We start from the raw sequence: 26,915 nt of genomic DNA, 5'->3' as shown, positions 1-26,915 counted from the left end.
ATTCACGAAACGCCCCAGCCTTAGATAGCTTTTATCTTAGGCTGGGGCGTTTGTTGTCTGATCTTCTTCCATGATTATACATCTGACAACCAAGGGACGATAGTCCCGCAGCGTAATGCTTTGTTATAGGATGTCATCGACTTCTTCGAATTACTTACAGTAGTTCCTATGGAACACACAATTTTCTATTTAATTGGAATATAGATATCGAATTCAAAATTCGAATTGTTTGATCTAGAATCATAATATTCAATCGTATCAAGTTCTGCTAATTCATAGCCTGAGCCCGGCAACCATACTCCATATATATAATTATATGTATTTTTTAAATTATTAATTGAACCTTTATGGGGAAAAACAGCATACTTTGAGCATGGTATTGTTCTACTTATCATTCCGAAAGGGATTTGTTTTGGGTCACACACTTCAATGCTTGCAAAGTAAGTGAAATCACTTTCGTCCGTAATATTTGGGTTGTACTCACATATTCCCAAACATATTTCATTTGGGGACTGACATTCAATCTCAGCCTTTCTTCTTTCGAACTCTGCCCATAGATTTCTTATCGTTTCAGATCCAGGCTTAACGATTGCTTTGAGACCTATGACTTGATCTATTTTATATTGAACAATCTGAGGTTTAAATGAAAAAGATGTTTCTAAAATCTCATTTATTGGTTTGGTTTTCCACACATCCAACTTTTCATATAGAATGATTTTCTTCCCTTGTCTTCTACACCTCCCAGGAGTAATACCGAATTGTTTGGAAAAAGCCCGTGTGTATGTTTCTTGCGATTCAAAGCCATATTCAATAGCAATCTCAATGATACGTTTCTCGCTTTTAAGAAGTTCATTTACGCTCTGACTTAACCTTCTATTACGAATATATTCTTTCACCGAAACTCCTACCATTGCTCCAAAGATTCGATAGAAATGGGTTACAGAAAAATATGCCTGCTCTGCAATGGAACAGACGCTTAGATCCTCCTTTAAATGAAGTTCAATGTAATCAACCGATTTTTGTATTCTTTCGTAATAATTCATACAACCATCCTATTAGTTTTTTCACTCTATCTCTATTAAAACTTCTTTTTCTATGATAGGAAGCCAAAATTCATACGAAAAACCTTTATCTGTTTTTCGAGGTGGGTAAGCCTCGATTTCAGGAATATTTGCATGATTGTAGCGTGAATACGGAAGCCATTCTTCAAATGCATACATTTCCGCTTCAATCAAAGCATCCGGGGTTTCACCGTAATTTTCAAATATCACCCACTCAGATGCAGGAATTGTATATTCTTCCAAATCGAAGCCTTCCGGAGAATGGTCACACTCAGTTGCAACGTAAAACCAGAAATTTCTATCATTTGGATCTTTTTCTACACACGAAACACCTATAGCATTACTGTTCGTTACAGTTTCTGTACGATTCTCATGAATTCTTTCGAATAATTGTATCAAACCTTCTTTTCTGCACTTTTCCCAAAATTGCCCAAAGGCCTCGTTATCTTGCCCTACCCAGGTTTTACGTCCACAGATTTTGAAGGAAGGTTTCTTCTCAATTCTAACTGTAACCATGTTATCAACTCCTTTAATGTTTATAGCAATTAAATAATACATTCAGGAGCCACTCTTTTTTTGATTTTCTTTACTAAAAACCTTTTTTATATTATCTTAGTTGAGGAAATCCAACGTATTTGATGATTTCATCATTTCAGTTTTTCGCTGATTTCCGATAACGTTTAGTATTCACGAAACTCCCCAGCCTTAGATAGCTCTTATCTTAGGCTGGGGAGTTTGTTGTCTGAGCTTCATTCCACGATTATACATCTGACAACCGAGGGGCCAAGGGCCTCATGGCCCGCAGCGTAGATACTTTGTTATAGGATGTCAGTCCCGTCTTTGAATTACTTACAAATATATTCCCTATAATCTTAAACCAACGTTTCTCCTTACTTCAACGAAGGCTGCCGGCAGAGTTTCGCGTGGCAGCCTTGTGTTGTTCTTTTCATTGAGTACCGTCCTAGTCTTACCTGCTGTACACCAATCACACTTTACGAATCGCGAACCAGAGTTCGATATAGTTAAGATTGTCTTTAGCGCCGTACATTTCGAACTCTATCCCGTCCACTTGTTCATAGCCGGCCGTGGGGAGCCACTCGGTATAAAAACGTTTGTATAGCGTTTCTATCGTCTCGCCAAACTGATCCCACGGATGCGGTTCCGAGGGAAAAATCGCCCACGTATGAGATGGAATAGTCACCGAGGTGTACCCATCCACATTACTAGCTCCGTCTTTGAAGGCGCATAGCATGTACGGAAACGTATCCGGTTCGGTCTTCCGGTAACTGCAAACCGCGTTCACGGGATACAGATTCTGGCTGACAAACGATGGCAAATTTCCCGCACGTGCTTCAAGCCGTCTCACATCACCATTCGAATGACTTTGCTCCCAAAGCTTCGCAGGTGTCAGCGTCGCCTCCCCATCCCCGTTTATAGGAAATACACCTTCAATACCGAATACTTCAAAACTTTCCTTCGTTTCGATCCGATAATTCATCGCCTCTGCCCCTTTGATTGTGATAAGGAAGGACAGACGAGGGTAGGCTTTGAGCGCAATCCCTTCCTGACGGGCCATAGCCGGCGTGATCCCATGCAGCGAATTGAATGCCCGTGCGAAAGAAACAGGCGATTCGTAGCCGTACTTAAACGCAATATCAATCACCTTCGCCGCTCCGCTGTGCTGCAACTCTAACGCGGCAAGCGTCAGCCGTCTCCTCCGAATATACTCTGACAACGTCACGTCGGTAATGAATGAAAACATCCTTTGGAACTGATACGACGAACAGCAAGACAATCGGGCCACCTCGCTCAGTTCGACATTCTCGGTGAGATTCGTTTCAATATAATCTATCGCACGATTCATCCGCTCTAGCCATTCCATCTCAGTCCCTCCTCTCGTATTTTAGTATAGGTGGGACATAAAATAGCTTCGCAACAATATGTGCCAAAAAAAGTTGCTTCTATAAATTTTTTCGTAGTAAGCTTTCCGTTAGTTGAATACATAAGGATTTAAAAAGTATTTATGTATTGCACTGATTTCCTATAACGTTCTGACATTCACGAACCCGAGAACCTTAAGGTCCAACAGGACCGGCTGCTGCTTGCGGCAGTTAGATTTCGCAGGGTTGTCTGCCTGACTCCACTTCTCCGAAAATGCCTCGGGCAGACAAAGGTCGGCGCCAGACGGCCGCAGCGTGAATATGGTGTTATCTGATGGATACGCCTTCTATGAAACACTAACATTTCTTTTACTTAATTTCTTAAAAACCGAGTACTCCTTATTGGACTTAATAAAATTTAATATCTTTTCAGCGCATTCTACTGGATTCAATTCTTCAGTATTTACTTCAAGGTCATATTCATTAAAGCAATATACTGTGTTGAACTGTGAATTAGCTAGTCCAATCTTCCTATCTCCTCTTGCTAGTTCTCTTCTTGTAAGTTCTTCTTTCGAGCATAATACACCTATAAATAATGTAGGCTGATCGAAAAATTGATCAAGACACTCATTAAAGCTCTTATCATTGTCGATTACAGTATCTACTATTACATTCAAACCCATTTCTGAAAACAATTTAATTGTCGAATAGTACACTGAGATTATGGGATCAAAAAGTATTTGTGCAACAGCTTGCTCATCTACTTCTCTTGTAGGTTCAATATCTGGAAATTTATTATTGATAAAATCATTGTAATTATTAAAAAAATCATCTACTGATAAATGATGAAAAGGAATCTCTTTCTGCTTTGTCAGTTCAGTCGATATGGAGGTCTTTCCGGAACTTGAAGTTCCATTTAGAAAAACTAATATCCCTGGCTTCAATTTAATCATCCCTTCTAAAAATAATCTTTGGGTATCTTTCAGATAACGTTGCCTCGGCCCGGACCGAGGGCCAAATACCCAATGTGTGAATATCGTGTTATGTGAAGTATCATGGCATCCTTACATCTCTACCGAATGGTCTTTGTTATTTGGTCTTACCACTCTCTCCATTCTTCGGTTATGTCTTGATCTTCTTCTACTTTAAGTCCAGCTAGAATTGCTGCTTTCTCTATAAATTCAGCTAATTCTTCCCGTTCCATTGTCTCGATAAAATAATCATTCTTTTCATTCAACTCATTAAAGGCAATTACTATTTCTTCAACTAATTTCATTATCTTCTCTTGATCATCACTTTCCTGTATTGAGATCAATTTGTTCAAGTAATTATCAATTAACTTATCACAAAGATCTAAGCGCTCTGGTGTAAATAGATCATCACCAAACTCAATCATTCTTTCATTCCATAGTTTAGTTGGCTTTTCTTTAAATAATTCTTGTAACTTCATAGTAGTAACGCTCCTCCTAGATTTTATAGTTTTTATTTCTTTATAAGATTCATGGTATTTCACATAACGTATTTGTGTTCAAGACGACCATTCCCCTTAGATAGCTCATATCTTAGGGAAATGGTTGTGTCCAGCTGATTCTTCTTCCTTGCCTATGTAATCTCATCTCCGAGATTTCTCAATACTTCTGCCCGGACCAAGGAGCACTAGCGACGATGCTTGAACACTTTGTTAGGCGATGCCATTTGCCTTTGATTATTCTAAATTATAAATTAATTCATCAATTTTACCTGGTATTTCTGCTGTTCCATTTGATTTATTACTCATGACATGTGCTCTAATACTATTCTTGACATATACTGAAGAGACCATCATTGCACCTGGCTCACCACCCATAACATAATACTTAAATATTTCGTCACCAATAATAGTCATCCAAACGCCGTAACCATAATTTTGAAAATTATCTGTTTCGACTTGTGGCGACAACATTCTTATGGTTGTTTCCTCCTTTAATAATTTATGACCCATAAGTCCTGACCAGAAGTTATTTAAATCATGAGTTGTAGTATATGCCCCTCCATCCGCTCCACCGATGATAGGCACTGAGTATATATTCGTTCTCCATTCTTTGCCCTCTTGATCCTCAATGTATCCTATTGCTGTTCGATTAGGTAACTGATCCATTCGGAAGTATCCAGAATCTTTCATATTACACACATCTAAAATATTTCTTTGGATATATGTTATAAAATTCATACCACTTATTTGCTCAACAATTAGGCCAAGCAGAATAAAACCAGCATTACAGTATGAGAATCGTTCGCCAGGTTGAAACTTCATTTCTTTTTCTTGAAACAAGGGTAAAAAGTCTTTAGAAGTAAATACCCGATACATCGGATAATTCTCCCACAACTTTTCATAATCCGTCATGAATTCTTCATCAAAATAGTCAGGTATACCCGAAGTGTGGGTGAGTAAATGATGGATTGTAATATCACTACTGAATGTTGGAAATAGAATATCTATGCACTCTTTAATTAATGTGTCAAAAGTAATAAATCCTCGTTCCACAAGTTGGCATATCGCTACTGCTGTAAATATTTTAGAACCTGAAGCCACTGTGAATCTGGTGTCCATTGTATTTTTAATTAACTCTCTTCGATCTGCATAATCGTAGCTAGATTTAAAAAGATCATTTCCATCCCTCTTTATTAATATTGAACCTGAGAATTTAGAGATTTCTGTTTCAACATCTAGTAATTTTTCTAATTCTTTTGAGATTATCATTGGAAGTTTTCCTTTCTATGTTTAAAGGTGGTTTCGCCTAACGTTCTTGTGTTCACGACGCCGAAAGGCTTAAGGGGATGAAGTCCCCGGCTGCGCTTGCGCAGTTAGCCTTGCAGGTGTGTCCGCCTGAATCTACTTCTTTGAAATACCTCGGGCGGACCTAGGGCCGCATGGCCCAATGCGTGAACAATTTGTTAGACGAAGTATCACGCATCTTTGAATTACTCACTAAAATAAATCGTCTTTTACTTTAGTTAGGTCTAAGATTAGCTCTTTCATCGATTGATATCTTCCACTAATATCTTCTAGACATTTAAGAATTATTTCAGCAACCTCTTCATTCATTCCCTCAACCGAATAAAGTGTTTCTCTTATTTTGCTTCCAGCAGGAACGCTTCCTGTAATCAGGTTGTACCAAACTGCTCCAAGAGAATAAATATCAGTTCTTGGATCTATTAGTTTTGGATTACTTATGAGCTCAGGTGCAGTGAAGTGTCCTCCCGCAATGTTGTGTCCGGTTTTTGTAAGTCTCGAAGTTAATTCATTCTCAAGGTATATGCCGAGTCCAAAATCAATAACTCTAACTTGCCTTGGTCTAGCGATCATAATATTGCTCGGTCTAATGTCTCTATGTACTATTCCAATCCCATGTGCGTGACTTAAGGCATCTGCTAATTCAATCATAAGATCAATAGATTTATTGATGGGAAACCTCCCATGATCTTTAAGTACTTGATTTAAATTCTTTCCTTCAAATAATTCCATTCTAATAAATGGCTTATTGCCTAAAAGTCCAACATCATAGATTTTAATTATATTCTGGTGATTTAACCTAAATAGTATTTGTGCCTCTCTGAAAAAACGTTCCAAGTTCCTCTCATCATCATTTGAAAAGATGGGAGAAAAAAATTTAAATGCAAAATCCATCTTCAACAGATTATGTTTCATTCTTTTTACTTCACCGAATCCGCCTGACCCAATTACCTCTAATTCAGAATATTCATTTGTCATTGTAGCATTACCAGTCTCTAATTCATCTAGCAATGGATTAAAAACCTCGCCCAAATATTTCCTACGTCCAGCATATGAATCCGAAACATCCTTTATGGAGCTCCAAAACTCATCCAATGACCTGTATTTTTTAATAAACTCTGGGAGTTTGTTACTTAGTTTCTCCGTGCTTAATAAGATTTTCCTTAATCTTTTATATTCATCATTATTTAATTCTGTTGAATTACCACTAGAGTATGAGACTAGCCCTTCTTTCAGAGTTTCAACGATTTCAAATAGAGTAGGCTCAGAAAATGTCATATTTATCTCCTTTGTGGGTTTTAAAATATTGTGATATTTCGTCTAACGTTCCCGTATTCACGACGTACCACCGACTTAAAGCTCCGTCAGGAGCCGGCTGTGCTTACGCAGTTAGTCGGTGCGGATGTGTCCGCTGAATCTGCTTCCCTGCCAATAGCTTCATGCGGACCGAGGAGCGGCTAGGCTCCGATGCGTGAATATAATGTTATATGACGGTGCATTGAGTTACCTGCATTATCTTTCGATTTCAAGCCATTTTAACAAATGAATTTCTGTTTGAAATTGTTTTTCCAAATTATCTTGCTCATATTTATTGATGTAATCCAGGACTCCTTCTAATACTCCTACTTGCAGAACCATAGATAGATTAGATGTGGCATCTTTATTACTTAGTATCCCTTTTTGTTTTTCAACTTCTAACAATCTTTCAATCGTTTCTTTAAAGCCCCTAAGAGAAGTTTCACTTTTATATTCGAATTCTCTTTGCAGATTAACTTCTTCAAGTTCATTCTGGTATCTTTTTATAGTCTCGTTTCGATGTTGTTCTGCCATATTCGCAGCTCTTTGCATCGGTCCAAGTTGAAATTGAGTTCTCCATGTGACAAATAATTCTTTGGATATTCCAAGTACTTCTGAACCATCCCATTGATCAAGATTTCTTTCAACTATCATCTCATGCATTACTTCTTTCAAAGACTTTCCGTATGCTTTTTCAATTCGTTCTTTATGTTCTTTATTTGATAGTAATTTATCATTGGACATTATTCGCACTCCTTTTTTAATAATTACTACGCACTGTCATATAACGTATGTGCATTCCTGACGTTGATTTCCCTTAGATAGCTCTTATCTTAGGGAAATCAATGTGTCGCTTGAATCCTCTTCCTCGAAATGCCTCCGGCGACCAAGGGGCTAATGCCCCGCTGTAGGAATGCGATGTTAGGTGATGCCCCCGGCTTCATTGAATTTCAAACCTAGGATCTTATATATATTTTGGTTGTCCTAGCCACACTTCTGTATCGTACATTACTGTAATTACACCATCTCTTGCCAAATCATTGAATCGTTGTTTATGTGCTTCTTGAAATGTTACGAACTATTCCTCTCTCTCATCCGGTGATTCCATGCTAGAGATAACTGCCCCCCAATATTCATCCCATGTCTCGTTATGCTCTTGTTTAAACAAATATCTATTTGGTGTTGAGTCTCCGTAGAAATATTGAACTGGTTTGATGTGCCTAGACTCAGTCAATCGCTTAACATATTGTTCATCGTTACATACTCGCAATGTATCCCTGAAAAAATTTGAGTCATCATAATATGAAAAAACAGCTAACATTCCATTAGGTTTAAGTATCCTTTTAAATTCTTTAATTGTACTTTCTGGATGAAATCTATGATAAGCATTGGCTGCTACAATTAGATCTATAGAATGTGCAAGCAGATTTGTATTCTCAGCTAATCCATCTTGGAATTCTACATCCTCTCTTTCCCCAATCAGTTCCTTTGCAAGTTCACGCATTTCAAAATCAGGTTCAATTACAAATACCTTCTTTACATTACCAACAAAATGTTTTGTCAAAAGTCCTGTTCCTGCACCAATATCAGCAACTACACCTTCACTTACATTCGCTATATCAATAACATATTTACTTGCTTCTATTGAAAAAGGCAATCGATATTTGGCATATTGCATGGCTTTATCACGTGTCATTCTATTCATTATTTAAGCTCCTTTGTATGGACTTAATATTATAGATTTCATCTTTACGGGGATTTCACCTAACGTTCCCGTATTCACGACGTCCACCGCAGATGGATGTGTCCGGCTGCCCCTGCTTCCCCGAAATCTTTCTGCCGGACCGAGGGCGTATGCCCGATGCGTGAATATAATGTTAGACGTAGTACCCGCTTCATGTGATACTCGAGGGCTTAATATGAAGCTTGTTATTATTGATCACCCTTCTTCTAAACAAAAAACCATGTTTCATTCGACTGTATTCTTCATCGTAGTTCGTATAAATATCAGGATGAGAGAACAGTTCGAAATCTAAAGGAATATCAGCATAAGGATTATGGTAGACACAAAGTCCATCTAATAATGTTTCTCGGTAATCTTTATGCTTTTTCAATTCTATAGTTCCTTTTGTAGAATAATCGTTATAATTATATGTTTCAAAAAGTACTCCTTTTAATTTTTTCGACTGAAGGGCTCTGAGTTTTCCAAAAGTTGCAACAGGGCTAAAAATGATAGCACTAATATGGCTAAATTTATTATCTTTAAATAGACCTATAGGAATCATTGCTTCAGAATTCTGCTTCTTGATTTGCTCCTCATATTCAAAAAAAGGAGATCCATTTCTATACTCGGCATTACTTATACCATATATGACTTTTTGAATTGCTCCAATTCCTTGATAGTAGAACAAAGGTTGCTCAAATGCTCCTATGGCTAAAACGAAAGGTTTGCCTTTTACGTGTTCAAGCTTTGAGTACTTACGCAAATAATGATCAGACTTATTCTTGACACTATTTAAAATTCTCTCAGTTGCTAGTGCTACGACTTCTCCATAGATTTTTTCCCTACCTGATTTAGTAAATGAATCTATCTCGTACCTTTCTAGAGCCTTCATTCTTTCATGCTCTGGTGTTCCGTGTTTAGGATTGTTTGTTGTTACTGCTTCTATAATTACGTTTTGTTTGCTTTTTGTGGCAATGAAATCAGGAGTATTATATGAAAAGTCTATATTGAACCCTAAATTGCCCAGTACAGCATATAGATATATTTCCCAAAAACTTGAATTGAATGTTGTTTGAAATTGTTCTACAAACTTGTTATCTCGATCTATAAATCCTGACGCCCAGCTATTCAAAACTTTATGTGTGTCAGGTTCTCCCAAGAGAACTTTAAAATTGTGGTGCATTCTTTCCTCTGAAACAATAGGGGTAAGTAAATCCATTCCATTCACTCTTTCTATAAATTTTGGGTATTACGTCTAACGTTCCCGTATCCACGACGTCCCACCGACTTAAGCGACCAACGGGAGCGGCCGCGATGCGGTTAGTCGGTGCGGATGTGTCCGCCTGATTCTACTTCTCTGTCAATCTCTTCGGGCGTACCGAGGAGCCGTCAGGCTCCGATGCGTGGATATAATGTTAAATGAAGTTCTACTCTTCCTTGAGTAGCTCACTAAAATCATTATATGCTGTTTCGAAAATCCTCAATTCTTCAAGTGTTGATTCAATTACTTCTTCTTCATTACCATAGATTCCTTGAGAGACTAAATAATATCGATCTTCTATAATGTCTAATAATTTCAGTGTTTCTTCATCATCTCCAATAGCACTTGCCTGAATTAACAAGCTAGATATGTATGAAAACAATTGATCCTTTGTAATCTCATTTTTTAGATAATTCAACCTAATTTCATAAAGGATTATTAATAAAGGTGTTCTGAGTTCAAATTTGTTATAGATTAATTTCAGTAAAGAAAGGATTTCATCAAGACCTTTTTCCTGGGACAAAGATAATTCAATGAGTTCATATGGTACTTCATATTTTTCTAAACAATCATCAGCCCAATCGATTACTTGATCTCTTTTAATTAATCCAATAGCAAGTCCAAGATAATAATAAGCAGCACTTATTTTTAGTTTTTTATTTTTCAAGAATTTCATCGCCCTTAGTAGAATTTCATCTAACGTCTTATCTACGAACTTCGCGAATACTTCCATATTACGTGTATTCCCGTACTTCGTAAACACTCCCTTCATCAGGATATCTACGAACTCCCTCTCCGTAATACCCCGATTCAATAATCCAGCCGGCTCTTAATCTATCTGGCGTCCTTCATAGACACATGAGTATAACGCACTGTTGTTCTACTGCTTTGGTGCCCGAGTAACTCTTGTATATACCTCGGATCCGTACCTCCTTACAGTAAATGCTTTGTAAAGGAATGTCACAACACGTGAATACTCACCTTTTTCGCTACATTGGACCGGTTTTTCGCATGTTAAAACACACAGAAGGCTCTGTCAAGTGCCCTTCGTGCGATTGGCCCGAGAAAATCCATTCCTCGGGTTGATACACTCATTTCTACAAAAAAAGACCCGCAGATCACATTTGTGACACGTGCAGGTCTCCGGTCTCCAGCCTTTTATTCATATCTCTTTCACTGTAGCCGTATATCTCTAAACATTTATAATTTGATATTACGAATATTGAGACAGATTCCTCGTAAAAATAGAACTTTTCGCATTCGACTTTCAAAAAAATATAATTCTTTTTATCATTTCAACTGTTCAAGAGCGTACTCCGTTGTAATCGTAATATTATCTGGCATGTCATGAATAGAAACCATTGTACTTCCTGTAAAAAGCATGAGGCTCTTTATTGAATTCTATTTTTTGAGGTGAGTTGTGTTTAACATACTTTTAAACCTCAGCTTGCTCAGTGCGTAATTATTCATTCTGTTATTGTTTCTTAATCGATACGGAAAACAGGACCTTTTGGAGAAAAAGGTAGTTCATTTCCTTTTGGCAATAAATAAGCATGTTCTCGTCGAATGATCAGTTTGTCGCAATATCCATCGGTAATAATTAAAAGTGGTCCATTTTTCGGAAAGTCCTCAGCATGAGTGATTAAATCAATCGCAGGCTGCAAAACGGTTCCCCCTCTACCTCTGACTTGAACACGATCTGCGATTGTCTCTGGGGCAACATAACCCGCATCGTAAGGAGCTGCATCGCAGAACACAAGACGAGCAAATGGTACATCTCGAGCTTGCGCGTAACTAGCAATAGCACCAAGCGCCTTAGCGAGCAATTTTTTATCCATTGAACCAGACGTATCCAAAATCACACCAAACGTACGTCCATCCTCAGATGAACCGCTGTAAACCCATTGAGGTCTTGGGATATCTGGCGTTGATGATTGGCGACGGCTGACACGGGCATAGGACCGCGTTTTTTCAAGTGGAGAAAAATATGAATCAAACCATTTGGCAAGCTCAACATCCCATTTAATCGGTGGTTGACCAAGTGCTCTAATTTCTTCAACAAGCCCAGAAGGAAGTAAACCCCTAGCTTGTTCTTCGTGATACATTAAACCTTGTTGAAGAGCATTCTTGCAAAAATCATCAAGCGTTTGCCCATTTCGAACATCCCAGAGCGACGGATCACCTTTGCCAATCATATCGCCTAATCCATTGCCACGAAGCGTAGCTAGTTTTCTATATAAGCGAATATCGCCAACCATTTTGTCGTAAATCGATTCTGCAGATAAACCTTTCAACTCTGGGTCTAAAAGCAGACCGATATTAGGATATTCACCAACTTGCATTTCAACCAACCAAAGGTTGATGACATAATCACAAGCGACATTCCACAAATAAGGATCGCGACCTTGGCAGCGTTCATGATGCTGTAGACCTGCGTGTAATAACTCATGCGCCATCACAAAAATACATTCTTCGTCCGTTAATCCAGCTGCTGGATTCATGTAAATTTCGCGTTCTACAACATCAATAGCCGTAACGGAAATGCTTAATCTTTGGCAGATAGCTTGGTCTTCAATAATTGAAAAACCGGAAGCAAGTGCGCCGAGCAATGGATAACGGTCCATGAACCACCGTTTTGCCCGCTGTGCAGCACTTTTAACACTCGTAGAATCTGTCAGGGAAGCGGAGTAACCTCCTGCAACACTTACAGCACTTGTGACCGCGTTAGATAACCCAATTGCAAAGTATTTTTCCCATTCGGGTTCTCCCCTCCAATAGCTACGCGCTGCTGTATCCCGAACATCCATATCCGAACTTGCTACACCTGCTGTGCCAAAATATTTCAAAACTTCCGGAACGCCCCGTGCACAAAATTGCTCATAAAGAAACTCCTCATCCTTTACGGTCATATCCGTCCGTGTTTCCATATCAGAAGGAGGTGTTCCTAGTTTTAAATCAGCAAGAAATTTGGCAATGTATAAATCACAAGCTGCATTCCATGCCACTGGATGATCTTTCGTTTTCAAATGACCAAGTCCTAAATGCAACAAACAATGAGCAAGCACATAGACCCACTCCGAGGTTTCGCCTCGGCGTTTAGGGTGCGTGTAAATATATCCACCTTTTGTAACAGTTGCCCAACCATTTATTGGATAAGGGGTCCTATCACGATGGACAATACTGGTTCTTGAACATAAAGGCGAAAATATAGGATGGTTTTCAATTATCTCTACTGCTGCTTGGAATTGTTTTAAAGCTGGATTTACAGGTGTCGATTTTTTTGACATCATTACCCCTTATCTTTAACGGCGAGCCGTGGTAAGTCACGAACAATTTCCACCATTAGCCAGTCAGGAATATTAGAGGATTGTTCATTTTTCGCAACAACGAGCTGTGCAATTTCAAAACTAATGGTAGACAAATCTTTAATCAATTTTTTCACCGTATGAGCAAACTGCCTATGATTCCCACTGATATCATCTTTTCGAGCAGGAAGTTCTTTAATAATTTGTGCTCGAAAAGATTGAGCCAGAAAATAGAGAACATCACGATCTTCTGCAGCAGACGGAAATGAAATTTTGCCCTCTAAAATAGCATTTAATTGATATTTACCACTTAGATTTTTGTAAAAAGCTTTAAATTGTGTTGCATGAGCAGGAGTTAAAGAACCACCCGATAAAATACCGACCACTTCTGGTGATAAATTATCGCCAAACTCGCGAAGTGCATCAGATAGCATATGCCAGGACCTTGGCGTGGAGAACGGTTCTTCCGTTTTCGGAGGGGCACTCCACAGATGGTCGGGGCGAGACTCTAAATATTCAATAACTATCGGATGAATTTCGTTTTCGTACGCCCAAGAAATCCAATCTTGAAACGATACATTAAGTTGGACATGAAACATACGATTAATGAGCGCAGAGGACATCGGTTTTACAATTGCACTATCTTGCGCACGGTTGCCGGCACCGATTACAATCGAGCCTTCTGGAAGATGATAATCACCAATTCGACGCTCATGAATAAGACTGTAAAAAGCTTTTTGGACTTCTTGCGAACAAGCATTAAGTTCGTCCAAAAATAAACAGTAAGGTTCCTTGCGAGCAATCATTTTGGGTGGACAAAATTGACTTTTGCCGTCAACGATCTGAGGTACGCCAATAATATCTTCTGGCGCAAGCTGAGAGCCTAAAAGTGAAACACATGGAAGTCCGACTTGATCTGCAAATGATTCAACTAAAGCTGATTTTCCAATCCCTGGGGTACCCCAAATAAAGACAGGGCGAATAACGGAAACGTTAAGCAATATCTGCATCAATTGTGACTGTGTAACGGGAACAGCAAGATTCAATAGATATACTCCTTTTTCTTGAAAGATAATCTTATTATAACAAAAACCACCATTACGGCGGTTTTAAGAAAGCGTAAAATATGTTGTATAAGTAACGGTGTTACTAAAGGGAATAGCGTTGCTGCTGCGTTCCTTGCCTATCACGACTGTATCTACAAACCCTTTCCATTTAATCGACTCTTTTAGTTTAGTGAAAGAAGGAATAAAGTTCCAATAATAAAGGCCCTCTTTAAGATAAGTGATTGAAAATGAAGTGAACCATTTTTTAATGGTATAGCATTAAAATAGAACTCTTCAAAATGCTGACCTATGAGAGTCCTTAGTGAATCATCGGAGTATGACGCAAAAAAAACGTTTTGGTTCGAATGAATCCTCCATCCATATTCCCTCTGACTCAGTGCCTTTGTGAGCCTTGAAAGATTAGATTAAACACGGTCGGATGCTCCGGCATTTGTTCCAAAATGCGCTGTCTTATTACATCATCGTTTACAAGCATTTTGCATAGTTCAATACTAAATTCCAAGAAATAAAAAAGCCGAATGGATCGTTCTCATCCACTCAGCTCTTAGGGTTATTTTACAATAATTTGTATAATATCACGTACCGTTGTTCCACTTTCATTCATATACTCACTGCGATATTAATAAATGCCAGGAGATCTCCCAGAAATTTGTGTAATGCCGATAGAGCACTTGGTATAGTTCCCACCAAGATCCCAGTTGTCGCTGGACAACACAGGTTTGCCGGGATTCACCTCAACACCGCTATTATTCGGAAAGTGTTGGTTTACCTGGCGACTCATTTGCAAGCAGCTCCGGACTAACAGAATGCCGTTCGAACTTGACTGCATCAGCCCTCGTATAGATCATATCGGCAGGAAGCGTTGGCGGATCTACCGTTGTTCGAGTCTCCCTGGTTAAACGAACATACTCGCTACCGTCTCCCGTAAAGTCGAACGTTCCTAGATTAACCCAACCCGATGAGCCGACCGTTGCATCGATATACGTCACCTCGGTACCCGTCTGATGTTTCACTTCCACTTTGACATGATTATCGTTTGCCGTCGTATGGACGAGCTTGTAGATGGAGACCGTATATTTCCCCTCTGGAAACTGGCCTTTCCACGTTGCTGATGATCCTTGAACTGTAGTGTAACGGGACTTAACCCCAATTTTGTATCCGGCTAAATTGCTTTGACTCCAAGACCCTTCTGTCGTGTATAACCCCGTTGTATCTGTACTGTCCACGATAACCGTTAAGTCCTTGATCGTTATGGTCAATGGCGGCGTTGTTAAGGTCACTCCGTCAATCGTTACAGTGGCCCATACCTCAATGTGATCCGTTTCCCCATCGAGATTGAGAAGAGTCAACCTACCGCTGCTATCCACTTCAGCCAGATCCGTACGATCCACGAAATACTGCACATTGGCCTGTGTCAGATCACCAATCAAACCGTTATCCAAATAACCGGTTACACTCAGTTGTGCGTTTTGAGTCATCTGCAGCTCATTTCGATCAGATTGGATCACCACCGACTCCAATTGCGGTATTCTGTTTGGGTCCACCCACATGATCGCATCAGCAACGACCCTGGTCTTGTTGGCCTTATTGGTAAGTTCCACGTAGCCGCTATCGCCTGCCGCAAAAGGATAATCCCCTAGGTGCACCCAAGTTCCATTTGCCGTTGTCTCATCAATAGTAACCGTCTCGGAGCCCCCGCTATAATGAACGGTAAATGAGGCATTCGTTGCCCAGTTTTCACTCGCAGCTGTTATTTGCGGAATCTTGTAATACACACTGTAAGTTACACTTTCCGGCAGCTCCGGCCGCCATTTCATTTTGCTTGTCGCTGTGCCGGCCGTCGATTTGGCATACACATAGTTATCATAGTAATAGTTGTCAGCCGTCGTATCCCTTATCCAGACGCCTTCTGCCTCCGCCTCCGTATTATCCACAATGATAGATGAACCATCCTGTCCGTCGGGTTGGACTGGAGTTTCCGTTACCTGATCAGGCAGATAGAGTGTCCGCTTGCGGGTCTGTTTCCCTTCCGATTCCACATAATACGTGAAGGTTTGGGATAAATCGTTCACCCGTATCGACCATTCCATCGGATAGATCGTATCTGGGATGGTTGTATACGTAGCCCCGCCATCCAAGGAATAATGAATTGTCGCTGGTTTCGTCGTTTTGGCCTGCACATAAGCATCATAAACCGTTTCGTCAGGCTTGACGATCAGCATACCTTTAACTGCATCGATTGGACTGTGAATATCGAAGAAATAGCTTGCATCCGATGTATCAGCAGTTCTGACCTGGTGCAGCGGCACATCAATGTTGAGTCCTTCTACAATGATAGCAGTTATTCCCTTGCTTGAAACCGTGGCTTGAATGATTCCGCCACTCATAACCGCTTGTTCTGGTGTGCCATTATCGCGGATGATCGTTACGGTATAATCTTGTGCCGGGTTGAACCCAATGATTTGTTCATTCAATTCGATCGGAGTGTGAACTTCATCTGACGATGCGTTGCTCAGCCCGATGTAGAATTTATCCCCGCTCTCACCCGTTATCCAGTTCAATTGAGGATGATTAGTCTTAATAATCCCCTTGGGCATCCAGAGCCAAACGTCCGAATTACCATAAAAATGACCTGGTTTATTCCCATAGAGGTGATATTTGAACCATAAAAAATTCGTTTCGAATACGGAAGGAAATGTAATACTCCCGTTCGATTTCAACGATTGTTCGCTGATCAAATAATCCATCGTTTGCCCGAGCTGCCCCGGTATATGGTGATAATAGATGGATGTAGCCCCGCTTGGGCCTTCCAGAGGAAAATCCGGTTCAAGTTGGCTAACGGCGAAGCCCTTATAGTAATAACCCGGGTAACTGGAAGATCGACCAATAACCGCATTATGAGCAATATCCTGCAGCAGTTTATCACCTGTATAGAGCGACAACCTCAGCATGAATGGGGCTTCCTGGGCATTCATCCGATAATAGCCGGTTGTACTTCCCGCCTCAAACGTCAATCCGCTCGGTGAAACAAGCCAACGATCCGCTTGTACGCCTCCGGCTATATCTTCTGGGAGCTTGGTTCTAGGATACTGGTATTTACCGCTTTCTGGCCAATGGAACGATTCCGCGTAATTATACGTCTCGGGCTGCGGAATTGTAACGGTACCTTCAGGAACCGGACGAGCAACGAACATGGTTGCATACCGTTTGGCTTCCTTATATGCAGCATTCAAGTATTTGGGATCCTGAGTTTCCTCGTAAAGCTCCAAAATCTCCATCCACAGCTTGCTATAATAATAAATGAACTCATTTTTGCTCACATTCACGGATGCAGGCGTATCGATATGCTGCATGATATAGCTGTCGGCTGCATCCTTGGCAGCCTGCAAATACTGCGCATCTCCCGTCATACGATACATCATCAGGGGCTGAATGACAGGACCGCGGTCTTTCTGGTCAGGATCACGCACGAGGTACTCTTCCTGTGCCAGCGCCCCAATTCCTGCCGAAGTGCCCATCATCTGATTAACAGCGGCGACGCTTGAAACATCGAATGGCAGGGTGGCCATTTTCCATAACGAAGGCACGCCGTATACTTTCTTCTGCGTCGGCGACCAACCTATGCCATTTCGCGATACGCCATACTGGACGGAGGGCAATGCTCTCGTATCGTAAAGCTGGTCATCCCCGGTCAAATAATAAGCCCCCAGAAGAACCGCATTCGAGCTTGTTCGAACGCTATCCTCGTTCTCGATATCAATAAAGCCCTTGGCACGGCTCCACCACCCACTGGGTGACGGGACATACTGAACAGAGTCGTCCCCTTGCGGGTCAATCTTAAGTAGATCGATCATATTGAACATCGCGTCAGTAAGCGACTGGTCTGAGACATTTTCCCGGTATGCCGAGTAACCGTACTCGTTGCGAAGAATATCCGCATAGGACTCATAAAGATTGCTTTTTTGAGCGATTAACCCCATATGAAATTGATAGGTGCTTTCTGCGGTCATTTGCGAATAAGTCCCTAATTGAGGAGCATACAGGATTGGCTGCACGCTGCCTTCATTGTTGACTAGGCTCATGCCAAGCCGTTGTTTCGTAACGCCTCCCGTCGGTTCAAACTCAACCGGAAGCTCTTGCGAAGGTACAAATACTCCATACGTCAATGGATTCCCCGAACTGTCATTCTTCTCAACCAGACTCATTGGAGCGCTCAGTTCCCTCAAGCTTGTTGATTCTACCGTACCTACCATTTTGGCGTGCGACCTAAATCCATTTAACACTTCATTGATGCCAGAGACTACCTCTGTTGTGAAGGACTGATATCCAATCACATAATTGCCATCGCGGCGAGGCGTAAAGGCGAAGGAAACATCAGGTTTATCCCCTGCCATGGACCAGTTCACTTCAAAATCGTAATCACTGCCATGCGAAGAATCGGTCAATACCGCCGTTTGGCTGTCGGGAAAAGTGATCCCGTCGAATGTAATCCAGCGTTTGTTCATCGTATCGTAGTAATTGGTTCGGCTCCCTGCATTCCCATCCAATAAAACCCATTGCTCCTCAAGTCTTTCCGACACATTATTTATTGGCATCCAGTTTCCTGTGTCCGTGTTCCTGTAGAACATGTCACGAACGATGGATTTGCCCCCATCCCATGCTGCTTCATAGAAGGTCGCCTTATAGTTATCATTTTCGATGCTGCCCTTTTCCGTGTAACTGAGATTCGCTAATGTGCGGCTCCGCAGCGGGGGCAACGGCGGTGCTTGCTGCCTGATATTTCCTTCGAACTTGACTGCATCGGCCCGAGTAATAATCGTGCCCGTCGTAGGTTGCGTTCGAGTCAGCCTGACAAATTCGGAATCATCACCACTGAATTCATACTCCCCCAAATCAACCCATCCGACCGATGGACCCGACGAAGGTCTAAGATCCATAAACTTGATATCCGTAATCCCGTTATGAACAATTTCAATCTTCACATTACTATCTGCTTTATCCGCCCAGTCAAGCTTATAGAACGATATTCTCGCCGTCCCTGCTTCCAAGCGTGGATTCCATGTGATGCTTCTACCTACGGCATCCGTATATTTTGAACTGGAATTATTGTATCCCTTCACTCCTGCGCTTGTGGTCCAATAAGGAGCGGAGAACCCGTTATTGGCGTTACCCGCATCAGGTGTCACAACATCATTGATCGTGATGCTCCCGTCATCAATGATAATCGTCTGATAAGGTAAGGTTTCCGCATAAGCGGCCCTTATTCCGATCAGGCTGAAAGGAACTACTATCGTCAACATGAAAACGATGAAGAAAAACAGCTTCCTTTTGACCATACAACTCACAGCCTCCCTTAGTTTGATAACGCTTTCAAAATAATAATGCCCTCCTTTGTTCGAAGATGTAAAGAAGCAATTAGCCTTATCCTTCTGGCTAATCCCGCTCCGTCGTTTTATCATAGCATGCCATATCACCGTGAAATTTCTTTCATTTCAAGAATTTCTTATAAGATTTTAAGTAAAAAAGAAACCTACATTCGAATTGATCGCTCCATTGCAATCAGATAGAATGTAGGTCTTCCAAGTGGAAAAATCAATTATAATGGCGGCTGCACCAATAGCAGCTTTCCAATCTGAATGACCGTTTGATCATACCAAGCGGGATGCTGCCGAACATGCTCCATACTTCTTTCATTGCCGCTTGCCTCAAACACGGCCGCTTTGTCTGTCTTCTTGTGGTCAACTTCGAAGCGAACCGTATGTTTCCCATTCGGTAGCTCAGGTAAGAAAACATACTGATTTCGATTATGGTCGTTATAGGGTGTGAATCGATCGATAAGGAAGGGTTCCCCTCCATCCACCGACACCTTCAATCTGCCAGAATCCGGGCCCCCGATATCGAATAATCCGATGTGGGTCCCCTCAAACTCCACTGTGATCGTCTCTCCGGGATCGACTGCTCGCCATAGACCAGGAAACAACCAATCGTATTCGCGCACTAAAGCAAAATTATCGGGGGTCATGTAAGACCATCCTGCGGAAAAATGAGTAAGACTCTCCAATGGCAGCATGGTCGCATACTCCCAAGGATTGGCCGGGACCAAAGTATTCTGAGGCAAGTGATGTTCGATCTTTCCTACGCGATCTCGAAGTTCGCTGATTTTCTCAAACGACCGGGTGATTGTATCCGTGTAAATCTGGTGTCCTTCGGGAATCGTCGGATGGATCGAATCATGCGTAAAAATAACGGCTCCGGGAATGGACACGTCTGCCCTTGAGGTGAAAATGAGCTTTCCATCCGAAACTAATTGACTGACTGCTACGCCCAGATGAATCGAAGGAATGCCGTAATAGTCCGCGACTTCCTCTTGCATAATGGCTCCCTTCTGGTATTCTCCAGACTGAAATAGGGCCACATCTCGCTCCTTCAGCGTATATACGAACAGGATATCGGTAAACCGGCTCCGCTTGCGGATCTGTCGGACAATTCCTTCGATCCGCGCCTTGGACTCCGGAACTCCGCCATCGTTACCAACAAATTCAACAAACACGAGATCAGGCTGATGACGCAGTACATCAGTCTCCAAACGGGCGCAGCCGAGGTCCGATCCTGTCCCATCAATGCCTGCGTTCACAGAGCGGATATCCGCATTGGGATATTGTCCTCGAAGCCAATCCGCCGTCATGACCCTGTATCCTTCAGAACGCGTATTACTGCCACCGAAATAGACAATAGTTACGGTTTCCCCATTTTCCAACTTCTGAATGACATTAGGGAGCCCTCTTCGTGGGGAAAATTCCTTCATCGCGACTTCACCTGGCCTCACTTAGCGTTTTAGGAGCAAAAAATTTTACTGCAAACACTTCATAATAAGCCGAACCATACGTTGCACAGAAATCAAACCGGATTCGGGTTACCCCTTTTGCATGCACCTGATGTTTATTCAACGAAAGATAATTCCCACGGATATTAATTTCACTCTCGGTTCCGTCTTCTAAGGTTAAGGTCACATCATAATCTTGGATAAGTGGCTCGATCGGATCGTCGAAATGCTCCAAATTCAGCTGCGAGTTGAACACAAGATGGATTTCATCCAGATTCTTGGGGCTTGCAAAACCAAATTCCAACCATTCCTGTCCTTCCGTACGTTCAGAAATCCAGATGTTTGGCAGACCATAAGGTCTGGAGAAGCCGTTGACGACATTCTCAGGGCTATACATATTTTGGGATGGCAATAGGTCTTTGAAGCAAATGTTCTTATTAAGCTTCTTCAGCCTGGACGGCTCTTCCGGTCTATAATGAAAGCTGACTGCCCCTGTTATTTTCTCTTCATTGCCGTATACGGCAAGGCTCGCCGGGCCTTCCAAAACGATGTAGACCTTGTCATCAGCCGGTTTCTCGCAGCCCAGGTCCAGCGTAATCCAGTCATCGTGACCCCCTGAAATAACCAAGCGGTAGTCTTTCAGCCCGCTTGTGGGAATATAGTTTTCCTTCCGCTCCCCGCCAAACAGCTTCACTTGCAAATTTTCCGAATGCTCGGATCTATTTTTAATTTTGATCCGCACGCTTTCAGCCACGGATGTCTGAATCGGCAAGACCAAACATAACGCTTTCTCCAAGGAGATCTCTTCGGTTGGATGAACATTATCATAGCTTCGCTGAGACGAGGCATGCATCGTTAATCCGTCAGCAAAATAAGGATCCAACTGCTCTTGAAGCCCTACAATCGTTTGCCCATCTCGAAGCAGCTGCGCTTGAAGCTCACCCATATGGGATTTGACTATGGCCGCGGGGTCGGCCTCGTATTTTAAGCATAACGCAGCTGCCGTTCCTACGGCCTGCCCCATACAACCGCAGGTTGCCATGACCCTTGTCGATCCAAAAGCCACATGGGTAGCGCTTATATTGCGCCCAGCGAACATGAGATTAGGGATATTTCGTGAAAATAAGCTGCGGAAAGGGATATTATACAATCCCGGCACAAAATTCCACGCTGTAGCCGGCCCCTCATCGTAGATGCCTTTGTTCGCATGCAGATCCATATACCAGCCTCCGACGGATACCGCATCATCGAAATGAGGCTTTGCTGTGAGATCGTTCTGAGACAACATGTGCTCCCCTATAAACCGCCTCGACTCCCGCTTACCGGGAATCGGGCATACATAATCCAAGATGAGATTGTCCACATCATCAAACTCGCCGCTATTTTTGATATAATCCCAAATCCCGTACACCAATTTTCGCAGTTCCAAGGCGATGTCTTCATTATTCTTGATAATATCCATATGTCCGCCGTATTCCAGCCACCACAGTCCGCCAAGCCCGTTGATTTTCCTCGGAAAAGACCGATGGTTTAAGCCTTTTCTGATACTATCGAAAAAGGCCAACTTCGTAATGTCATACGCAAAGCCTGGTCTTTTGTAAGGAACGGGATAGTCTACGTCACGGGCTTGAAACAGAATCGTATCGCCCATGGTGTAATGATCCGCCACTTCTGGAGCCAACTCCTCCTTATATTCATGCTTCGCCTCTCTTCCCCATCGGAAGTGAGCACCTGCTTGGTATCCAACAATTCCATCGCCGGAGCAATCGATGTAGGTTGGGCTTTCAAAACGAAATTTTCTTTCGGAAGCTAATTGAAGGCCCTCCACCCATTTAATTCTGCCGTTCTCCATGCCCGTTTCATGCACACATGTATTTAGGAACAGAGAAATGTTAGGCTCATCATAAACCATGTCGAGCAAGACCGTATCCGAAAGCGAAAGCATAAGCTTCTTGTTGTATAACGGATTATAATGAAAGATCTTGAGCTTGAGTTCTTCCACCAACCCGCCCTCGCGAGCATAATAGGATGGACTGTTTCCGAGATATGCCGACCCGTTGATATGAACCCTGACCTCGCTGCTCGCATTTCCCCCAAGAACCGGCCGATCATTAATAAGTGAAACCAGCAGCCCTTGGCGTGCGGCAGCAATGGCAGCGCATATTCCGGCAATACCTCCGCCTACGACGGTTACATCTGCTTGTATAAGCTCCATTTTGATAACCTCCATGATTAGATGCTTCTATCATGGTAATGGTTTTGGTCCTCTTTTTTTTACAGGATTTCGCGAAAAAATCATACATTTTTAGCATCCTTATTTGGTTTCATAGCGTGTCATTTTTATCCGGTACTGCTTAGGGGTATCCCCCGTATATTCTTTAAATAGTTTGCAAAAGTAACCTTCATTGACAATGCCTACTTCCTCGCACAATTCCAACAAAGAATAATCCTTAGCATTTAATAGTTCGAGAGCTAGTTGGATTTTTTTACGGTTGATATAGCTGATCACGCCTTCATTCATTGTTTTTTTGAATAAGCTGCTAAAATACGATGGAGCTAGATTCACTTCCTCGGCAATCGCCTCGAGCGTTAAACGCTGTTTCAGGTTTTTCTCTATAAAATGCATAGCACTCATGATTTCTGCACGATGTAATAGTTGGCCAGCGTGTACGTACTCGAATGTGAAGTCGCCAATATAGGCAAGCTGCTCCTGAAATGCCATAAATTCCATGGGGAATTCTGCTGCTTCCGTGGGCAGCTTGTTCCCCGATTTAAACTTCTTGGTAATGTCTCTGTACAAGTCTCTGATCATTGGCGCCATGATGGATTTGTGGATTTTATGGTCCGTAACGAATTGGTTCAGTTCGGCGAGTGCATTGTCCAGCTCTTCCTTGGAAATCTTTCTTTTCAAACATATCAGAAAATCAGCCAGCTTCTGCTGAAAGTCTGATTTTTTGTCATTATGATATTGGAACCGATGCATGGGTGTTTTTACTACTTTCTCTGTATGATAATAGAAATCGTCACTCACATTTTTAGCTTCCGTGTACGCTTGTTTGATCGATTCCCAGCCTCGGTACGGACCTCCAAAAGCGACGGATACCCTTTGATTCAAATATTGATGCAAATGGGAGACGATCTGCCCTCCCAAGGATTGGCAAGCATATTCCGTTTCCATATCACTGCGGTTATTTTCCCAGGATAAAAAGCCAATAAAACGATTATCGGACAGATCCGCAGCTACGCCACTGCCACCATTCATCACCGTTTCTTCGATGATATTCGTAATCGCATATTTCAAGATGTTTTGATCTGCGGCAGAGTATTCGTTTCGGAAACTTTCATACGTATTCATTTCAACGATGAAGCAGCAATAGTTGGCTTGAAAGAAATGAAACTGCATGCGATTGGCAAAATCCGATGCCCGATGAGAAGGAATTTCGCCTCTGATCAGCTCGTTAAAAAATTGCTTGCGGACTCTATATTTATTTTCAAGCACGGATACGTTTAACGATTGAAATTCCGCTTCTTTTTTCTTAAACTCATTTAAAATTCCGGCTGCCTTATCTAAAGCTCGATCCAAATCCACTTCCTTTAGCGGAACCTTTACAATGTACTCCAATACATTGGCATGAATAGCTCGCTGGGCGTATTCAAAGGACGAATAGGCGGTCAAAAGTATGTATTGGGTATGGGGGAGCTCCACCTTTAGCTGCTCAATCATGGAGATTCCATCCATTCGCGGCATAACGATATCGGATATGACGATATCCGGCTTAAGTTTTAAAATCTCCTCGATCCCATTCAGCCCATTATTCGCTTTTCCCACGAGAACAAATCGCCTATCCCTATGGGAGAGCTCATTAAAAAACAATTCCAATCTTTGAATGATTAGGTCTTCATCGTCAACAATGAAGCAGGTATAGTCTCTCACCATTATGCATCTCCTTTTTGCAAGTCTGCCGGGAATAAGGCGCGTACACGGGTTATTTCCTTAGGTATGCTAATGATTTGCAGTCCGAATTGCTCTCCGTAGTGAAGTCTTATTCGGCCATGAATATTATTTAACCCGATTCTTTTCCTTTTTACTTCCACATCACTCGGTTCTGAAATTAAAATATGCTTTATTTGATCGGCTGGAATTCCCTCGCCTTGATCAACGACTTCTATGATGACGATGCCGCCCTCCTTGTACGCATGAATTGTAATCGGGCCTTCGATCTCTCCTCCGTTATAACCATGGAAGATACTATTCTCCACAAGGGGCTGCAGCAGCATTCGAAAAACCGGAAAATCCATTAACCCTGCTTCGATATGTTCAATCAAGTGGAAGTTTCTGTTATACCGGATGTTCTGGATCTCGATATAGTCCGCTACATTTCGTAATTCCTGGCGTAGGGAAACCTTCTCTGAAGCGTCATCTATTCCGTATTCCAATAATGAAATGAGCGACCCAATCACAACATCAACTTTCTCTATTTGTCCGAGACGTATAACATTGCTGATCGAACCAAGCGTGTTATACAGAAAATGAGGGTTTATTTGAGACTGCAGCACTTGGATCTCCAGCTTCCGCTCAAGCTCATTATGAAGCTCCGCTCGGCGAATCAATTCAACAATTTGCTGCAGCATCCGATCGAAGGCTCGGGAAAGATCACCAAACTCATCGTTTCGGTTAATCGTTATGGTCGTTGTGAGGAAGCCTTGCTCCACCCGCTTCATTTTTGTTTTGAGCGCATAGAGTGGATTCCTAATATATTTGGCAATAAAAAAAGAAATGAACAAACTTAAGAGAAGACCTGCAGCTAGCAGCTCGATATAATAGGTTTCCAATCTGGACAAAGCTGCTTTCAAGCGTGATTCATCGTTGATCGAGATCATGGTCCAGTTGAATTTCTCCGTCGGTTTTTTCAGAAGGTAGACCGGAACGCCATCCTTGGTATGCAGTTGAAGACTTGTTTCTGTCGTATCCAGAATTTGTTCCGCTGACGTTTCTCCGATTGAAAACGTATGATCTTGAATATTCAGCAGTAGTCCTTTATTCTCAGAAAATCCGGCAATAATTTGACCCGATTCGGTGATCAGAGCCAGATTCATTTGTTCCTGTTTATTAATCTTGAACAAGGTCTCTTCAATGGCATTTAGATCCAAATCTACCGCAATAGCCATAGGAAACGGAGCTCCGTTCAGAAATCGAACCATCGTAACTGTCCAGCCGGAATACTTGGATTTGTAAGGATCACTAACAAAGGTAGTCCTTCTGTTCTTGTCAGCCGCATCAAACAAAGGCTCTCTTTCCGATAAGGGTTCATCGAATATTCGGGTAGGTGTACTTCCCCCTAGAATGGATAAATCGCTTTTGATCAAATAAATATTACTGACGTAATTACTGTTGAGTTCATACAGCTCTCTTAATTGCTTTTTAATCACTTCTGTATTATCAATGTTGGCTTTTACCGATGTTTCGACCGAGAACAGGATCGTCTGGAAGGAGGAAAAATTAACGGTGAAATACTGGTCTACCTTGTCAAGTATTTGGTTGGTGTAATAAAGGTCATTGGTTCGTATTTCCTTTTGGACATAGCGATAAGACAATTGACTTATCAAGATGATACAGCTTAATACAAATGCAAATACGATAAAAAATAATTTTAAAGGCAAGCTGAATCTTCTTCGCATCGATCATCTTCCTTTTACTTCCATAGTAAACTAAGAATAGCATATGA

The 26,915-nt window shown here is 41.7% G+C and carries 19 protein-coding genes; all 19 read right to left on the bottom strand.

The window, feature by feature from the left end; all coding sequences use genetic code 11:
- Positions 1-185 precede the first annotated feature (185 nt).
- The 19 genes from MKY48_RS13925 to MKY48_RS13835 all read right to left on the bottom strand — a co-directional run bounded on the left by MKY48_RS13925 (position 186) and on the right by MKY48_RS13835 (position 26,868).
- The gene (locus tag MKY48_RS13925; protein ID WP_339293212.1) at positions 186-1,043 is read right to left on the bottom strand and encodes an AraC family transcriptional regulator; all 858 of its coding nucleotides are present in this window, start codon (positions 1,041-1,043) and stop codon (positions 186-188) included.
- Positions 1,044-1,064: 21 nt separating this feature from the next.
- Complete coding sequence (locus tag MKY48_RS13920; RefSeq protein WP_339293211.1) at positions 1,065-1,577, bottom strand: effector binding domain-containing protein; 513 nt, start codon at positions 1,575-1,577, stop codon at positions 1,065-1,067.
- A 469-nt stretch (positions 1,578-2,046) separates the two neighbouring features.
- Positions 2,047-2,943: an AraC family transcriptional regulator gene (locus MKY48_RS13915; protein ID WP_339293210.1), complete on the bottom strand. Its 897-nt coding sequence runs from the start codon at positions 2,941-2,943 to the stop codon at positions 2,047-2,049.
- Positions 2,944-3,288: 345 nt separating this feature from the next.
- Positions 3,289-3,885, bottom strand: coding sequence for an AAA family ATPase (locus tag MKY48_RS13910; protein WP_339293209.1), 597 nt, complete (start codon positions 3,883-3,885; stop codon positions 3,289-3,291).
- 155 nt (positions 3,886-4,040) lie between these two features.
- A complete protein-coding gene (locus tag MKY48_RS13905; RefSeq protein ID WP_339293208.1) occupies positions 4,041-4,391 on the bottom strand; it encodes a hypothetical protein in 351 nt (116 codons plus the stop codon).
- A 255-nt stretch (positions 4,392-4,646) separates the two neighbouring features.
- Entirely contained in the window at positions 4,647-5,681 is a 1,035-nt protein-coding gene (locus tag MKY48_RS13900) for a serine hydrolase domain-containing protein (RefSeq protein WP_339293207.1), read from the bottom strand.
- 228 nt (positions 5,682-5,909) lie between these two features.
- Positions 5,910-6,992, bottom strand: coding sequence for a serine/threonine-protein kinase (locus MKY48_RS13895; protein ID WP_339293206.1), 1,083 nt, complete (start codon positions 6,990-6,992; stop codon positions 5,910-5,912).
- A gap of 234 nt (positions 6,993-7,226) precedes the next feature.
- Complete coding sequence (locus tag MKY48_RS13890; RefSeq protein WP_339293205.1) at positions 7,227-7,754, bottom strand: hypothetical protein; 528 nt, start codon at positions 7,752-7,754, stop codon at positions 7,227-7,229.
- Between the two features lie 334 nt (positions 7,755-8,088).
- Entirely contained in the window at positions 8,089-8,715 is a 627-nt protein-coding gene (locus tag MKY48_RS13885; RefSeq protein WP_339293204.1) for a class I SAM-dependent methyltransferase, read from the bottom strand.
- 190 nt (positions 8,716-8,905) lie between these two features.
- Complete coding sequence (locus MKY48_RS13880; protein WP_339293203.1) at positions 8,906-9,952, bottom strand: hypothetical protein; 1,047 nt, start codon at positions 9,950-9,952, stop codon at positions 8,906-8,908.
- Between the two features lie 208 nt (positions 9,953-10,160).
- Positions 10,161-10,661 (bottom strand): hypothetical protein, encoded by a 501-nt coding sequence (locus MKY48_RS13875; protein WP_339293202.1) that lies wholly within the window; start codon positions 10,659-10,661, stop codon positions 10,161-10,163.
- A 167-nt stretch (positions 10,662-10,828) separates the two neighbouring features.
- Positions 10,829-10,906, bottom strand: coding sequence for a hypothetical protein (locus MKY48_RS13870; protein ID WP_237566375.1), 78 nt, complete (start codon positions 10,904-10,906; stop codon positions 10,829-10,831).
- Positions 10,907-11,478: 572 nt separating this feature from the next.
- A complete protein-coding gene (locus MKY48_RS13865; protein WP_339293201.1) occupies positions 11,479-13,281 on the bottom strand; it encodes a peptidase in 1,803 nt (600 codons plus the stop codon).
- Between the two features lie 2 nt (positions 13,282-13,283).
- Complete coding sequence (locus MKY48_RS13860) at positions 13,284-14,345, bottom strand: MoxR family ATPase (RefSeq protein ID WP_339293200.1); 1,062 nt, start codon at positions 14,343-14,345, stop codon at positions 13,284-13,286.
- A 767-nt stretch (positions 14,346-15,112) separates the two neighbouring features.
- Complete coding sequence (locus MKY48_RS13855; RefSeq protein WP_339293199.1) at positions 15,113-19,702, bottom strand: hypothetical protein; 4,590 nt, start codon at positions 19,700-19,702, stop codon at positions 15,113-15,115.
- Between the two features lie 260 nt (positions 19,703-19,962).
- Positions 19,963-21,171, bottom strand: a complete 1,209-nt coding sequence (locus MKY48_RS13850) for a GDSL-type esterase/lipase family protein (RefSeq protein ID WP_339293198.1) — start codon at positions 21,169-21,171, stop codon at positions 19,963-19,965.
- Between the two features lie 7 nt (positions 21,172-21,178).
- Entirely contained in the window at positions 21,179-23,404 is a 2,226-nt protein-coding gene (locus MKY48_RS13845) for an FAD-dependent oxidoreductase (protein WP_339293197.1), read from the bottom strand.
- Positions 23,405-23,503: 99 nt separating this feature from the next.
- Positions 23,504-25,126 (bottom strand): response regulator, encoded by a 1,623-nt coding sequence (locus MKY48_RS13840; protein WP_339293196.1) that lies wholly within the window; start codon positions 25,124-25,126, stop codon positions 23,504-23,506.
- Complete coding sequence (locus tag MKY48_RS13835) at positions 25,126-26,868, bottom strand: histidine kinase (RefSeq protein ID WP_339293195.1); 1,743 nt, start codon at positions 26,866-26,868, stop codon at positions 25,126-25,128. Before MKY48_RS13835 ends, MKY48_RS13840 begins: the two co-directional genes overlap by 1 nt.
- Between the last annotated feature and the right edge of the window lie 47 nt (positions 26,869-26,915).

It is taken from the genome of Paenibacillus sp. FSL W8-0187, assembly GCF_037969755.1.
Taxonomy (GTDB): Bacteria; Bacillota; Bacilli; order Paenibacillales; family Paenibacillaceae; genus Paenibacillus_AQ.
Note: the sequence above shows the minus strand (reverse complement) of the source record. Positions and strands in the feature narration are given on the sequence as shown.